Origin of the sequence: Undibacterium sp. Di26W (assembly GCF_049340265.1) — a bacterium.
Classification (GTDB): Bacteria; Pseudomonadota; Gammaproteobacteria; order Burkholderiales; family Burkholderiaceae_D; genus Undibacterium.
In genome coordinates this window covers 30,473-44,924 of sequence record NZ_JBMPOR010000020.1, presented here as the reverse complement: position 1 = coordinate 44,924, position 14,452 = coordinate 30,473, and the positions used below count along the sequence as shown (strand labels likewise).

The following is a 14,452-nucleotide window of genomic DNA, read 5'->3' as shown; positions in this document are numbered from 1 at the left end:
TCAGGGCAGGGCAGTTGGTTTTGCCAGATAGCTGGATGAATAAGTCTTGAACTGACCACCATCGGTATTGATATTGGTCTGGTTGACTTCACCGGGGCTGAACACGGCACCGATGCCGCCCACCGCCACCATCTCGCTGGTGTGCGTGAGGAAATAGCGCACGCGGTTATCTCGCCATTTCAAGGCTGATCCAAACTGGCTGGAGGGTGCGCCCAGTGGTGTCTGCCACCACAAGACCGGCAATTGCAGCCCCTGGTAATAGGTTTTGGCCAGCGCAAAATGTTCCTTGAAATTGGGTGAAGTGATATTTGCTTCATCCCAGTACCAGGGGGTATCCAGGCGTGTGCAATACGAAACCTGTGGGGTATTTTCAAAACAGCCGGCGTCCCGGTCCAGGGTTTGCATGACGATAAAATCAGCTTTGTCTGCCCCCAGTTTCTGCATATACGACAAGGCCGTGGTGTGCAGGTCACCAAACAGCGCGGGCGGGAAACCGACATAGGCATTCGGCGCATATTTCCTGGCGATTTGCATCAGGCACTGGGCGATGCCGGTCACGCTGTTTTGCAGCGTGCTGCAATCAGCATCAATATTCACCAGCGCAAATACGGTCGATGGGTCCGCATTATTGGATGCCCTTTGGGTATAACCCCAGAAATCAGGCTCAAAATTCACCAGCGCGGGTTTGCCATAAGTCTTCAATTGCTGGAATAGCAGGCGCACATTGTTCCAGTAATTTTTCATGAAGGTGGTATTGCTCAGGCCGCTCAGGTTACCGTCCCCATTGCTGGCCATCTGATACAGCGTGAACATGGGCACTGCCCCCAAGGCATCGGCATTTTTGGCGACGATCTGCACGTAGGCACCGGAAGGGCTGTTCCAGGTCGGCCAGGAACCGTCGCCCACGCCCACCAGGTATTGATCATAAATGTCGGGGGTAATGGCCTGTTTCTGGATATCGGCCAGCTCTGTCGTACCTAGCCCCACCAGGAAGCGTGAAGGCTTGCCCAGTTTGACTACCAGGGCTGCTGCTTTTTTCTCTAGCGTGACGACAGTAGTGCCAGTCGTTGTGCCAGTGGTGGTACCAGTCGTCGTACCCGTGGTCGTGCCTGTCGTTGTTCCTGTAGTGGTGGTAGTGCTTGTCGTTGCTGCCGTGGAACCACCGCCACCGCCGCAGGCACTGGTCACAAGCAGCAGGCCGGTGGCCAGTAAAAGAGGAATTTTCATAAAGAGGGTAGAAAGCATCAAGGTATCCGTTCATGATAGACGAAGCCATCACTGCCGGGCTTAAACCGCCCTGGGCTTGCCGATAAAATAACAATCCTTCACAATGTTGACATGCTGAATCCACCCACCAAACGTAGCCTCTGCCCGCAGTGCCGCAGACCTGTCACTGCCTGTATTTGCCAATGGGTAACAAGTATTGCCAATGTTCCAGGTGTGCTGATCTTGCAGCATCCTCTGGAAGTGAACAACGCCAAGGGCAGCGCTCGCCTGCTGCATCTTTGCTTGCAGATGGCTAATCTGGTGGAAGGGGAACAATTTGAAGAAACACATCTGCGATCCCTGCTGCATGCAGATAATAAACAGCCCATCCTGCTGTACCCATCGACCATGCAAAATGATGCCGATGACTTGCAATATGAAGCGCCAGAATTTTTATTGGATGGGCAGACGTTGGCGAATCTGAGGCTGGTGATACTCGACGCCACCTGGCGTAAAAGCCGCAAGATGCTGTACCTGAATCCACTACTGCAACAACTGCCACGCCTGAGCCTGCAAGACATGTCCGCCTCCCACTACCGCATACGCAAGGCGCATGCGCCAGATCAGTTATCGACGTTGGAGGCAGCCTGCTATGCTTTGATGCAGCTTGAGCAGGATGAAGAAAAATATCAGCCCTTGTTGCAGACCTTTGACGGGTTTGTGGGGCAGCAGATGGGGTTCAGACCGCTGCAGATAAATCCTTAAAGGTGGAGCCCCGCGAAAAACGGGGCCCAAAGTTTCAGGGCCGCATCAGATCAGCACATTGATAATCGCATTCCCTATACCTATCAATGCCGCACCAGAAATCAAACCAGCGCAGATGGGTTCACATCCCTCTACCCAGAAATCATGTCCCTTGGTACCGGCTTGCGTATGGCGGCGGCCCATCCACCAGAAGACGGCGGCACCTATCCACATGGCCAGGCAGGATTCTGGTGGCAGGATGACACCCAGGCCGATGGAGACGGCGGACAGCGGGAAGCGGCCCTTGGTGAAGATGCGCGCGACTTCGATGATGGTGGCAGCGACTGCCGCTACGATAATGGCAGTAATGGCAGAGGAAGGCAGGCTGCTGAAGCCTTTGGCGATCAGTTCTGCCACGCCTTTCCATTGCATCGCACCAGGGAAGGCAAATTTGTCGGACACGATGGTGGCGGTGGAGCGTATGCCATTTGCATCAGGCGGCAAGAACAGCAGGAAGTACAAGGGTACGCAAGCCAGCCCGCCAGAGAAGATACCGATGATATGGCCTATGGCTTGCTGTCTTGGTTTGGCACCCAGCATGTAACCGGGTTTGATGTCAGACAGCAGGTTGGATGCATTCGACGCTACTTCTGCCGTCATGCCGGCAGGGATCAGGTTGTTGGCCGGGTTGGCACTGTCAATCGCGCCCATGCTGAACTGGGTGATTTTTGACAGGGTGCTGGTGGGTGTCCAGGATGTCAGTGCCATTGCATTGGCGCAGATGATGGTGAGGATGAATACCAGCGGCAGGGTGATGATGGACATAAACCATGGCACGCCAAAGAAGGCATGCGTGGTCCAGGCCGCCAGTACACTGAAAATGGGGATGCCGATATAGGAAATGATGAGCGGTACTTCGATATGGTCCAGGATGTTGCTGCCCTTGTCGGCGACTTTATTCTTGTCTGCCTTTTTGAATATGCTGGTGAACAGTTCGGGCTTGGCAGCCAGGCTGATGAAGGATGCCACCACCATCATCGACACCGCCCACCACAAACCCCACTGGTTGACGATTTCGGTACGCGAGATAGGTACGATCTTGCCACTGGGTGCTATCCGTTCAATGATGTCGCCGCGCTGTATCATCCATGGCGCCAGGAACACGAAGTTGATGATGGTACCCAGCAAGACGCTGCTGGCGACACGTATGCCCATCAGGCCACCGACGCCCAGCATGGCGGCATCGAGGGTCAGGCGCAGGCCAAGTGCACGGAAATCGGTGCCAAGGATTTTGGGGATCAGCAAATCATATTTGACGGCGGCGGTGTAATAGTAGTGATCGATGCGTTCCTGGAAATGCCAGGCTTCGGTCATGCTGGTCCATTTATCCATGCGCAGGATTTTGAACTGGATCAGCTTCATCCAGCCATCGCTGGTGAGCATCTGGTATATCGCTGTCCACATGGCGGTAAAGGCCATCAGGCGTGCCTTGTACATGCCGCTGGCAGCTTCGCCGGTGTACACGGCATCCAACACCACGCCGCAGGCACGGCCTTCGGGGAAGGGCAGTTGGTCTTCATTGATGAAGCGACGCTTCATCGGGAAGGCAACCAGTACACCCAGGATGGAGCAGACGCTCATCCACACCACCAGGTGCCACCAGGTGACCACGGTACCGCTGATCAGCATATAGGCGGACAGCACGGTATTGAGCGGCATGGTCATGTAACCGGCCGCAGTGGCGATGGATTGCGTGCAGTTGTTTTCAAGGATGGTGAAATCCTTGGCGATACCCAGGTTGGCGAGTATCTTGAAAATCGCAAAGGCCAGAATGACGGATGTCAGGCCGACACCGATGGTGATACCGGTTTTGGCACCAATATATAAAGCGGTGGCCGACAAGATGCCACCCAGCAGAAAACCGGTGAATGCCGAGCGTATGGTTAGTTGTGCCATATCGCCACGGTAAATATTGGTGAACCACCACTCGTCCTTTTGGGCGCGAGTCCAGGTCCGGATCTGCTCGTCGCTTAATTGTTGCAGCGCCATGTTGTCTCCAAAACGGGTTGTCGGAATTGATATGCTTGAATATCAGCCGCTGGCAAGTGCTGCTTATTCACAAGATCATTGCAAATTTGAAACACTGGCTCTTCAATATGAAAATTTTCTTTCAGGTGCGGCAGTATCCAAGCCGCAGATGTTTTCTGTCAAGCGCCGAAAGAAAAAGTTTGTTGAATTGTTTTGAAGGGGGAAATTTGTTTGCCATTCAATCTACATCGTGGCGCTGGATAGGTAGATCAAAACTAATAACAAAAAGCCCCGCAACTTTCGTTGCGGGGCTTTTGAGCAATGCGACTCTGTGTGAGCAGCTAGCAGCTATTACATCATGCCGCCCATACCACCCATACCGCCCATGCCACCCATATCACCACCCATGCCGCCGCCTGCTTTGTCGTCAGGCAATTCAGCAACCAGTGCATCGGTAGTCAGGATCAGGCCGGCAACAGATGCTGCATTTTGCAATGCAGAGCGTGTTACTTTGGCTGGGTCCAGGATACCCATTTCTATCATGTCACCGTAGGTGTCATTGGCAGCGTTGAAGCCGTAGTTGCCTTTGCCATTGATGATGGCGTTCACAACAACGCTAGGTTCGCCACCGGCGTTAGCTACGATTTCACGCAAAGGTGCTTCGATTGCTTTCAGAACCAGTTTGATACCGGCTTCTTGATCCGCATTGTCACCTTTGATGTCGCCAGCAGCTTGACGTGCGCGCAGCAGGGCAACGCCACCGCCAGGAACAACGCCTTCTTCAACAGCAGCGCGAGTTGCATGCAGAGCATCTTCAACGCGGGCTTTTTTCTCTTTCATTTCAACTTCAGTTGCAGCACCAACCTTGATTACAGCAACGCCGCCTGCCAGTTTGGCAACGCGTTCTTGCAGTTTTTCACGGTCGTAGTCAGAAGTTGCTTCTTCGATTTGCGCGCGGATTTGTTTAACGCGTGCTTCGATACCAACAGCCTGGCCAGCGCCATCGATCACGGTCGTGTTTTCTTTACCGATTTCGATACGTTTAGCTTGGCCCAGATCAGCCAGCGTTGCTTTTTCCAGAGTCAGGCCAACTTCTTCAGCAATCACTTGACCACCGGTCAGGATAGCGATGTCTTCCAGCATGGCTTTGCGACGGTCGCCGAAGCCTGGTGCTTTAACAGCAGCAGTTTTCAGGATGCCACGGATGTTGTTGACAACCAGAGTTGCCAGCGCTTCGCCGTCTACATCTTCAGCGATGATCAGCAGTGGGCGACCGGATTTTGCAACTTGTTCCAGTATTGGCAGCAAGTCACGGATGTTCGAGATTTTTTTGTCGAACAACAGGACGAACGGGTTTTCCAGGATAACGGATTGTTTTTCTGGATTGTTGATGAAGTAGGGTGACAGATAGCCACGGTCAAACTGCATACCTTCAACGATGTCGAGTTCGTTGTCCAGGGATTTGCCGTCTTCAACAGTAATCACGCCTTCTTTGCCGACTTTGTCCATTGCTTTGGCAATGATGTCGCCGATGTTGGCATCAGAATTGGCAGAGATGGAACCAACTTGAGCGATTTCTTTGTTGGTTGTTGTTGGCTTGGACAGTGTTTTGATTTCAGCAACGATGGCTGTAACCGCTTTGTCGATACCGCGTTTCAAGTCAGTTGGGTTGAAGCCAGCTGCTACATATTTGAAACCTTCGCGAACGATGGCTTGTGCCAGAACAGTCGCAGTGGTTGTACCGTCACCAGCGTTGTCAGAAGTGCGGGAAGCCACTTCTTTCACCAGTTGTGCACCCATGTTTTCCAGCCTGTCTTTCAGTTCGATTTCTTTAGCAACCGAGACACCGTCTTTAGTTACTGTAGGTGCGCCGAAAGAGCGTTCCAGAACCACGTTACGGCCTTTAGGGCCCAGGGTGACTTTAACTGCGTTGGCCAGGATGTTGACACCATTGACGATTTTCGCACGGGCGTCATCACCAAAAATTACTTGTTTAGCTGCCATATTAATTCTCCGAATTCTTTAATTGATATCGTGGATGCCGATTACTTCTGTACGACCGCGAAGATATCTTCTTCACGCATCACCAGAACTTCGTTGCCGTCAACTTTGACAGCCTGACCAGAATATTTACCGAACAAAACGCGGTCGCCAACTTTAACGTCCAGGGCGCGCACAGTACCGTTGTCCAGCAATTTGCCAGGACCAACAGCCAGTACTTCACCTTGATCTGGCTTTTCAGCAGCAGCGTCAGGCAGAACGATACCGGATGCGGTTTTTGTTTCTTGATCCAGGCGTTTCACGATCAGGCGATCGTGCAGGGGACGAAGGTTCATACAAGCTCCTTTAAATTTGCGAGTAATTACTATTGGAATTCAATTAAGCTGGGGAGAGACTTGTTAGCACTCTCTCCCAACGAGTGCTAAGTATATGGGCGAGCTCCATGCTTTTCAAGACAGGAAAATGGACTAAATTAAAATTTCCTTAGAAATCATGCATTTATGATGTCAAAACCATGACTTTAGTTGCATTAAAGATAATTAATTTAATTCCATTATTGAAAATATTGCCACATGTGAAATGTGAGTTTTTGTAATACTGGTGCTTTTGTTGCAGTAAATCATCGAAAATACTGCCTATAAATTAAGCGAAATGTTTAGGCTACCGGTGCATGTGGCGGGCAAATCGCCTGGATAACTAAAACCGGTGCACATGCTTGATGCCTGTGGGGCAAATGAGCAGTGCGGCTGAATAAGCCTGGCAGACCGGGTGCGCGGAGGCAGTGAGATGTGGTGGTTACGGTTTTGTGCAGCGTTCTGCTGTGTCGTTGGGATGGGGTTGCCTGCTTCAGCATTGGCTATGTCGGTCACTTTCCTGAACCCCGGAAAATCAGATGAAATCTATTGGGTCACTGCGGCCAACAGTATGACTGCAGCCGCCGGTAGCCTGGGCATCAAGCTGGAAGTCTTGTATGCCGAGCGTGATCACCTTAAACCTTTGGAATTTGCAAGGCAGATTGCGGCCCGTCCGGCTGCAACACGTCCCGATTATGTGGTGCTGACGAATGATTATGGCATGGGGCCAGAAGTAGTGCGTATACTGGATGCAGCCAGTATCAAGACTTTCTTTGCCTATAGTGGTATTACCAAGCCGAGCGAACGGGACATAGTTGGACACCCGCGCCAGATCCATAAACACTGGTTAGGTAGCCTGGAACCTATGGCCGAAGAGGCCGGGTATGTTACCGCAGGCAAACTGATAGAACGCGGGCGTGCTGAAAAATGGATGGCCGCTGACGGCAAGTTGCATTTGCTGGCAATTGCCGGTGACCGTTCCACCACTACTTCATATAAACGTACTGAGGGCATGCGCCGGGCGGTGGCAGAAGCCAAAGATGTGGTGCTGGATCAGGTGGTGTATGGTGAATGGAGCAGGGTCAAGGCGCAGGAGCAAAGTGTGTGGCTGTACCAGCGTTATCCGCAGACGCGGCTGGTCTGGACGGGCAGCGACCTGATGGCATTTGGTGCGATGGAAAGCTGGCGTGCGCGTGGCGGCAAGCCGGGGTATGACGCCAGTTTCAGCGCCATCAATACCTCATCCGAGGCACTGGCGGCAGTGGAATCAGGGTCGCTGACAGCCTTGTCCGGCGGCCACTTCATTGCCGGGGCTTTTAGTCTGGTGATGTTGTATGACTATCATCATGGCAAGGATTTTATCAAGGAAGGACTGGAACTGGAACGTTCCATGTTTATTTTATTTACGCCAGAAGAGGCGCGCCGTTTCGAGGGCATGTTTGGCGACATGAATTTCTCACGTGTTGATTTCAAAAAATTCAGCAAGGTCTTAAACCCTGCGGTGAAAAAATATAACTTCAGTTTTCGCCAGTTATTGGAAAATAAGTAGCACATTCAAATGAACATCACACCCTTACAATCCATCGCCAGCTTGTTGATACGCCGTGTCTTCAAGTGGGTGATTTTGTGCGTGGTGGCGATCAGCGGCTTGCAGGCCTGGCTGAATTATCGGGCGATAGAACACAATTTCAACATGACGGTGAATGATGTCGCGCATGCGCATCTACCTTTGCTGTCAGTTGCCATCTGGGATATTGAGCCACAGACCATACAAAAACAGATCAAGCTGATACTCAAAAATACCTCGATCGCGTATGTGGTGATACGCGCCAATACCGGTCAGGAATTTATCGGTGGTGATGCCAGTCGCACGCCAAATGGCGAGCATATTATGTTTGATATTCCGTCACCTATGGACGCTGCAAAACCGGTTGGCACCGCCGAGTTTGTGGTTGACAGAAGCATGCTGAAAAATGAGCTGTGGCGCAGCCTGATTATCGTGGTACTGGGTGTGCTGGTGTTGTCGATTTTTATTTTTTTGGCGGTCGCTGCGATTTTACGGCGCGACCTGGAACGCCCCATGCGTCAACTGGCTGATTTCGTCAAAAACCTGCAGGCGAATAAAATTTCCACCAGGTTGGAATTAGAGCTTGAACCTGGCCATGTGTACAACGAAATTGATCTGGTCGTGGATGGCTTCCATACCATGCAGAGCAGCATAGAAAAGCACATCGCCAACCAGGATGCGCTGGTATCAGAGCGCACCAGGCAACTGGAAACTGCCATACAGACGCTGAAGCAATTATCCATCACCGATGGCCTGACAGGGTGTTATAACCGTCTGCTGTTCAATGAACGCATGCCGGCTGAAATACAAAGGGCAGTGCGTTATGGCCGTGATTTGTGTGTGGTGTTTTGCGACATTGATTTTTTCAAGAATGTGAATGACCAGTATGGCCATGCGGTCGGCGACAAGGTTCTGGTGAGCTTTGCGCAAAGTCTTGAAAAGGAATTGCGGGCCGAGGTGGACTGGGTAGTCCGTTATGGTGGCGAAGAATTCATGATCATATTGCCAGAAACCGGGTTGAAAGCCGCTATCGACGCCGCCACCCGCATTCGCGAACAGGTAGAACTGATGGTGATCAGCTTGGCCGATGGCTACAGCCTGCACATCACAGCCAGTTTTGGGGTGGCCGAACTGCGCGCGGGGGATACCGTTGAAACCCTGGTTCACCGTGCTGATCAATGGCTGTATTTTTCCAAATCACATGGGCGCAATCAGGTCCAGCCCAGGGATGGCAGGGATGACCGGGATGATCAGGGCATCGTTCCAGAAATCAATCCTGCTACCCTAAGCGAGCTGTAACAGTACGGTTCTTGCCTGCCGTATCAACAGTTCAGACATGCGCGTCAACCTGGGTGTCTGCACCTTCCAGCTGTGCCAGTACAGATTGACATCGACCGGATGTTCCGCCATCAGCCGGACCAGATTTTCCTGCCCCGGCAGGGTACGCAGCAGTATCTCCGGAATGACACCCCAGGCCAGCCCTAACAGAATGCCACGGTTGTATGGTGTGGTGGCAGGTAAAAAATGGGTGGGGCAGGCATTTTCTTGCAGGCCGAAATGTTCCAGCAATATTTGTGACTGCAATTTGTCTTTGCGATTGAAGGTCAGCACCGGTGCATGGCGCATGGCTTCACGCGTCATCCCATGTGGAAACCAGCGTTCACAATACGCCTGGCTGGCAACCGGCAGATAGCGCATGATGCCCAGTGGCGTCGCCTGGCAACCACGCATGGCTTGCGCTTCGGCAGAGATACAGCCGAGTACCATGCCGCTTTCCAGCAGATCGTGGGTATGGTCCTGATCATCGATCAGCACTTCGAGCAGGATGTTTTCTGCGATCAAAAATTCTGACATGGCAGGCAGAAACCAGCTGTCCAGGCTATCTGCATTGACGGCAATCGCAATGCTGATGGCAGCGCTTTGCTGCCCGGCGAATTCTGTTTGCAAATCCTGTTCGAGCTCGGCCACCCGGCGCAAGTGTTGCACCAGCCTTTGTCCGGCATGGGTGGCACGGCAGGGGCGGCTGCGCACCAACAAGGTGTTCCCCAATTCCATTTCCAATGCCTTGATGCGCTGGGAAATGGCCGAACTGGTCAGGTTCAGGGCTTGCGCCGCCTGTTCCAGACTGCCGTGGTCAATCACGCTGAGGAAGGCTTCGCATTGGCGGCTGTCGAGTCGGGGTTGCATTGGCTGTACTTTATTTACGGATTTTGGTGATTTTGACTAAAGACCTCTCAACACAGAGGCACAGAGGCACAGAGGTAAAGAGAAGGAAATCATTGTATTTGATGCCAATGCGTTAATTTTATTCAAGGAGTTTCAAATCAAGTTTTTAATTGAAGTTAAGAAATTTTAATGAATTCGTAAATATTTTAAATTTGCTTCATTTTAATGCCTTTCTTGCCCAAAATTCCAGCATGGAACAAACATGGAACAAACTGGAGCGAGAAAATGTTGACTTTTATACTCAAGGGCATGGGCATGAGTGCCGGGCTGATCATGGCAATTGGTTCACAAAATGCGCATGTCTTGCGCATGGGGCTGCGTCGTCAGCATGTGGGCTTGACGGTGATGATTTGTATTGCCTGTGAAATAGTGCTGATACTGGCAGGTGTGGCGGGCATAGGTGGCATGATCAATAGCCAGCCCTTCTTGCTGGCGCTGGCGCGCTGGGGTGGGGCGGCGTTTCTGGTCTGGTATGGCGTGCGTTCCCTGCGCGCAGCATTCCGTCAGCAAAGCCTGGTGACTGCAACTGGCGATATAAGTTTGACTGCAGGCAAGGCAGCCCTGGCTGTGTTGGGGGCGACCTTGCTCAATCCGCATACCTATCTGGATACGGTGGTCTTGCTGGGTGCCATCGGTGGGCAGCAGCCAGGTGATGGCAAATACTGGTTTGCCCTGGGCGCGGTCCTGAATGCCACGCTCTGGTTCGCTGCCCTGGGCTTTGGCGCACGCTTGCTGGCCCCGCTGTTTGCCCGTCCCCTTGCCTGGCAGGTGATGGATACCTTGATTGGTGTCATCATGCTCTTGCTGGCAGCGAATCTGGCGCTGGCCTGATGCTGTTTGGTGTCAGCTTGGGGTCAACTTGGTGTTCAACTTTGTAGGGCCCATTTGTTGAACACGCAGATTTGTGATAACTTCCGTGCATGAAATCCACCTGGCGTTATTTGATTGCATGCATGTTGCTGGTCTTGCTGCCCCTGCAAGGGTTTGCGGTCGCCAGCAGGATGGCGTGCGCCATGGATATGCCGGTCAGCCAGGCCCTGGCCAGCACCAGCACGGCTGACAATGAACATTGCCAGCCTCAGATAGCCAAACAGGCAGATGCCAAATCTGTCCATGACGGCGTTGGCAAGACCACCTCGGCCCACGGCAATTGCAAATCGTCTGCACCTTGTTGCATGGGCATTGCCCTGATGCCTGCTGCGCAGGGCATGGTTTTTACTCCCTTTCATAGCGATGCACAATCGCTGCCGGTATCCCTGCCTGCTTCCGTATCACCAGCCTTGCTGGAACGCCCTCCCAGGTTGACCCTGATCTGAACTTTGCTGACCGGCGCATCTGCGTGCCAGCGTCAGCCAGTGGGCTGTAACAGTTCACTATTGCTATCTACACCATCTCATACCACCCGTCATGACGGGTGAAACACGTTTTCTGCGAGGACTTCATGTCTCAATTTCATTGTCGCTATCGTATTCCAGTTCTGAGCGCGGCCATCTTGCTGCTTGGTGGCTGTGCCAGTTTTGATATCGACCAAAGTACACAACAAATCAACCAGCGCTATCCCGCTTATACCCAGGGGCAACTGGCGCTGGCCAGTAAGCCGGAACAGCAAAAAGACCGGCAAGACAAGGCTGCAATCCTCTTGCGTGATCCATTGTCACAAGACGCTGCCGTGCAAATCGCACTGTTGAACAGCCCGGCCCTGCAAGCCTTACTGGCGCAACACCAGGCCAATGGGGCGAATGTGGTACAGAGCGCACGTATTGCCAATCCCGTGTTCAATTTCGAGCGTAACCGGCAAGCTGGTGAGCTGGAAATTGGCCGCCTGCTCAGTGTCGGCCTGCTTGATCTGCTCAGCCTGCCGCAAAGACAGAGCATGGCCCGACACAGTCTGTGGCAGGCGCAAACGCGCTTAAGCCTGGATGTGATAGACCGTGTCAGCGAAGTGCGGGTCGCCTGGGTCAAGGCGGTGGCGGCACAGCAAAGCCTGGACTATGCCAGGCAGGTAGTGGATGCCGCCGATGCCAGTGCCGAACTGGCCGGGCGCATGCACAAGGCTGGCAATTTCAATACCCTGCAGGCCGCGCGTCAGCAGGCGTTTCAGGCAGATGCCGTGGCTCAGTTCAGCTTTGCCAGCCATAACAGCCTGGCCACGCGTGAAGAACTGGTACGCCTGCTGGGCTTGAATGACGCCCAGGGAAAAGCCCTCAAGCTGCCACAGCGCTTGCCCGATCTACCAGCCACACCGCTGGCAGCAGAAGCGATAGGCCCGCAAGCCACCAAAAACCGTCTCGACATCCAACTGGCCAGACAGGAACTGGATGCCGCCGCAGCCCGCCAGGGCCTGAACCTGGTCAATAGCTTTACTGATATAGAACTGGGTGTCAGGCGCAATACTGTCTTTGATGCAGCCGGGCATAGCGAGATCAAGCGCGGTGTCGAAGTCAGCCTCAGTCTGCCCTTATTTGATTGGGGCGACGCCCAAAGAACGGCAATGAATGCGAATACCCTGGCGGCCAGTTATCGCCTGCAAGATACGGTCAACAATGCGGGTTCACATTTGCGTGTCAGTTATTCTGCCTATCGCAGCCTGTACGATATCGCCCGACAATACCGGGACGACATTCTGCCACTGCGCAAGCGCATTTCTGCAGAAAACCAGTTGCGCTACAACGGCATGTTCATCAGCGTTTTTGAATTGCTGGCCGATACCCGTGAGCAGATCAATAGCGTGCTGGCGGCCATCAACGCGGAACAACAATTCTGGCTGGCAGATGCCGCCTTGCAGGCAGAACTGCTGGGCCGCCCCTCTACCCCCTCAACTGGCACACTGAACCCCATATCATCATCTGCCCCGCCAGACGCTGCGCATTGATGCCCCGGCGAGAAGGAAATAAAATGAATTCAAGAAGAGATTTTTTCAAATTCGCTGGCATCGCCGGTGGTGCTTTGGCGGCGACAGCCGTCAGCAAGGTGGCGCTGGCAAGCTTGCCTGAAGCCGTTACCCAAACCAGCGCGGACACCATGCCGCCGCTGCAACCAAAAAATGGCCGCCCCTATAATCCGGTGGTGACCCTGAATGGGTGGACCCTGCCGTGGCGCATGAACCATGGCGTCAAGGAATTCCATCTGGTGGCCGAAGCTGTCGTGCGTGAAATGGCACCCGGCATGATCGCCAATCTGTGGGGGTATAACGGCCAAAGCCCTGGCCCGACGATAGAAGTGGTGGAGGGTGATCGCGTACGTATTTTTGTCACCAACCGTTTGCCAGAACATACCAGCATGCACTGGCACGGCCAGCGCCTGCCGAATGGCATGGATGGCGTATCCGGCCTGACCCAGCCATCAATACAACCTGGCAAGACTTTTGTGTATGAATTTGTGGCACGTCGTCCCGGCACTTTCATGTATCACCCGCACGCCGACGAAATGACGCAAATGGCCATGGGCATGATGGGTTCATGGATCACCCATCCCAAAGGCAAGCATCCGCAGATTGACGAAGTTGACCGGGACTTCATCTTTTTGCTGAGCGCCTATGACATAGAACCCGGCGCATTCAAACCAAATATCGTGACCATGACAGACTTCAATTTATGGTCGTGGAATAGCCGCATCTTCCCTGGCATTGATACCCTGAATGTACGCAAGAACGACAGGGTCAGAATACGTGTCGGCAACCTGACCATGACCAATCACCCCATCCATATTCATGGCCATGAATTCACGGTGACGGGCACGGATGGCGGCCCGGTACCCAGGACAGCACGCTGGCCAGAAGTGACGACCGATATTGCCGTCGGCCAGATGCGTCAGCTTGAATTTATTGCAGATGAAGAAGGTGACTGGTCCCTGCATTGCCACAAGAGCCATCACACCATGAATGCCATGGGGCATACCGTACCGACAATGATAGGTATCGATCATAAAGACGTGGCCGACAAGATCAACAAGCTCATTCCAGCGTATATGACCATGGGGGACAAGGGCATGGCTGACATGGGCACAATGGAAATGCCATTGCCGGATAACACGATCCCCATGATGACAGGTGAGGGACCATTTGGTGGCCTGGAAATGGGCGGCATGTTCAGCGTGGTCAAGGTGCGCAAAGACCAGAAGCCGGGCGATTATAAAGACCCGGGGTGGTACCGGCATCCCAAAGGCACGGTGGCTTATGAATATGCGGGCCCCGTTGCAGAAGCCCCGCGCCAGCCGGCAGATGCACACGCCGGGATGAAACATGGCAAATCTGCCACGCCAGAAGTGGAAGTGCAGGTCAGGAAGCCGCAAGGCCATGGCGGACATTGAGGAAATGTGTTTTTCTGTC

At 53.2% G+C, this 14,452-nt stretch carries 13 protein-coding genes; 8 read left to right on the top strand and 5 right to left on the bottom strand.

Translation table 11 applies throughout. The features are described from left to right. Complete coding sequence (locus ACO0LM_RS20615; RefSeq protein WP_423039467.1) at nt 1-1,245, bottom strand: hypothetical protein; 1,245 nt, start codon at nt 1,243-1,245, stop codon at nt 1-3. Nucleotides 1,246-1,338: 93 nt separating this feature from the next. On the opposite strand from ACO0LM_RS20615, the gene ACO0LM_RS20610 reads away from it, so the two are divergent. Beyond that, complete coding sequence (locus ACO0LM_RS20610; protein WP_423039465.1) at nt 1,339-1,971, top strand: tRNA-uridine aminocarboxypropyltransferase; 633 nt, start codon at nt 1,339-1,341, stop codon at nt 1,969-1,971. Nucleotides 1,972-2,016: 45 nt separating this feature from the next. Here the strand turns inward: ACO0LM_RS20610 and ACO0LM_RS20605 are convergent, their stop codons facing one another. Further along, nucleotides 2,017-3,999 (bottom strand): OPT family oligopeptide transporter, encoded by a 1,983-nt coding sequence (locus ACO0LM_RS20605; RefSeq protein WP_423039463.1) that lies wholly within the window; start codon nt 3,997-3,999, stop codon nt 2,017-2,019. On the opposite strand from ACO0LM_RS20605, the gene ACO0LM_RS20600 reads away from it, so the two are divergent. Further along, entirely contained in the window at nt 3,998-4,195 is a 198-nt protein-coding gene (locus ACO0LM_RS20600) for a hypothetical protein (protein WP_423039461.1), read from the top strand. The genes ACO0LM_RS20605 and ACO0LM_RS20600 overlap by 2 nt on opposite strands. A 134-nt stretch (nt 4,196-4,329) precedes the next feature. Here the strand turns inward: ACO0LM_RS20600 and groL are convergent, their stop codons facing one another. Further along, nucleotides 4,330-5,982: a chaperonin GroEL gene (groL, locus tag ACO0LM_RS20595; RefSeq protein ID WP_422985774.1), complete on the bottom strand. Its 1,653-nt coding sequence runs from the start codon at nt 5,980-5,982 to the stop codon at nt 4,330-4,332. A gap of 41 nt (nt 5,983-6,023) precedes the next feature. After that, the gene (groES, locus tag ACO0LM_RS20590; protein WP_110257032.1) at nt 6,024-6,314 is read right to left on the bottom strand and encodes a co-chaperone GroES; all 291 of its coding nucleotides are present in this window, start codon (nt 6,312-6,314) and stop codon (nt 6,024-6,026) included. Nucleotides 6,315-6,837: 523 nt separating this feature from the next. On the opposite strand from groES, the gene ACO0LM_RS20585 reads away from it, so the two are divergent. Both ACO0LM_RS20585 and ACO0LM_RS20580 read left to right on the top strand, forming a co-directional pair. Beyond that, a complete protein-coding gene (locus ACO0LM_RS20585; protein WP_423039459.1) occupies nt 6,838-7,881 on the top strand; it encodes an ABC transporter substrate-binding protein in 1,044 nt (347 codons plus the stop codon). A gap of 9 nt (nt 7,882-7,890) precedes the next feature. Next, nucleotides 7,891-9,198: a diguanylate cyclase gene (locus ACO0LM_RS20580; RefSeq protein WP_423039457.1), complete on the top strand. Its 1,308-nt coding sequence runs from the start codon at nt 7,891-7,893 to the stop codon at nt 9,196-9,198. Here the strand turns inward: ACO0LM_RS20580 and argP are convergent. Further along, complete coding sequence (gene argP / locus ACO0LM_RS20575) at nt 9,184-10,086, bottom strand: HTH-type transcriptional regulator ArgP (RefSeq protein WP_423039455.1); 903 nt, start codon at nt 10,084-10,086, stop codon at nt 9,184-9,186. The two genes, ACO0LM_RS20580 and argP, sit on opposite strands and share 15 nt — an antisense overlap. A 264-nt stretch (nt 10,087-10,350) precedes the next feature. On the opposite strand from argP, the gene ACO0LM_RS20570 reads away from it, so the two are divergent. From ACO0LM_RS20570 to ACO0LM_RS20555, 4 genes are all read left to right on the top strand, one after another. Further along, nucleotides 10,351-10,956, top strand: a complete 606-nt coding sequence (locus tag ACO0LM_RS20570; protein WP_423039453.1) for a LysE/ArgO family amino acid transporter — start codon at nt 10,351-10,353, stop codon at nt 10,954-10,956. Nucleotides 10,957-11,045: 89 nt separating this feature from the next. Further along, nucleotides 11,046-11,441 carry a hypothetical protein gene (locus ACO0LM_RS20565; RefSeq protein WP_423039451.1) on the top strand — a complete coding sequence of 132 codons (396 nt, stop codon included), beginning with the start codon at nt 11,046-11,048 and terminating at the stop codon, nt 11,439-11,441. Nucleotides 11,442-11,566: 125 nt separating this feature from the next. After that, the gene (locus ACO0LM_RS20560) at nt 11,567-12,997 is read left to right on the top strand and encodes a TolC family protein (protein ID WP_423039449.1); all 1,431 of its coding nucleotides are present in this window, start codon (nt 11,567-11,569) and stop codon (nt 12,995-12,997) included. A 23-nt stretch (nt 12,998-13,020) separates the two neighbouring features. Then, a complete protein-coding gene (locus ACO0LM_RS20555; RefSeq protein WP_423039447.1) occupies nt 13,021-14,433 on the top strand; it encodes a multicopper oxidase family protein in 1,413 nt (470 codons plus the stop codon). Nucleotides 14,434-14,452: the final 19 nt, after the last annotated feature.

Coding starts and splice junctions, on each gene's coding strand:
- groES (WP_110257032.1), bottom strand. CDS start 6,314: ATGAACCTTCGTCCCCTGCACGATCGCCTGATCGTGAAACGCCTGGAT.
- argP (WP_423039455.1), bottom strand. CDS start 10,086: ATGCAACCCCGACTCGACAGCCGCCAATGCGAAGCCTTCCTCAGCGTG.
- ACO0LM_RS20555 (WP_423039447.1), top strand. CDS start 13,021: ATGAATTCAAGAAGAGATTTTTTCAAATTCGCTGGCATCGCCGGTGGT.
- ACO0LM_RS20585 (WP_423039459.1), top strand. CDS start 6,838: ATGTCGGTCACTTTCCTGAACCCCGGAAAATCAGATGAAATCTATTGG.
- ACO0LM_RS20600 (WP_423039461.1), top strand. CDS start 3,998: ATGTTGTCTCCAAAACGGGTTGTCGGAATTGATATGCTTGAATATCAG.
- ACO0LM_RS20605 (WP_423039463.1), bottom strand. CDS start 3,999: ATGGCGCTGCAACAATTAAGCGACGAGCAGATCCGGACCTGGACTCGC.
- ACO0LM_RS20610 (WP_423039465.1), top strand. CDS start 1,339: ATGCTGAATCCACCCACCAAACGTAGCCTCTGCCCGCAGTGCCGCAGA.
- ACO0LM_RS20615 (WP_423039467.1), bottom strand. CDS start 1,245: ATGCTTTCTACCCTCTTTATGAAAATTCCTCTTTTACTGGCCACCGGC.
- ACO0LM_RS20560 (WP_423039449.1), top strand. CDS start 11,567: ATGTCTCAATTTCATTGTCGCTATCGTATTCCAGTTCTGAGCGCGGCC.
- ACO0LM_RS20570 (WP_423039453.1), top strand. CDS start 10,351: ATGTTGACTTTTATACTCAAGGGCATGGGCATGAGTGCCGGGCTGATC.
- groL (WP_422985774.1), bottom strand. CDS start 5,982: ATGGCAGCTAAACAAGTAATTTTTGGTGATGACGCCCGTGCGAAAATC.
- ACO0LM_RS20580 (WP_423039457.1), top strand. CDS start 7,891: ATGAACATCACACCCTTACAATCCATCGCCAGCTTGTTGATACGCCGT.
- ACO0LM_RS20565 (WP_423039451.1), top strand. CDS start 11,046: ATGAAATCCACCTGGCGTTATTTGATTGCATGCATGTTGCTGGTCTTG.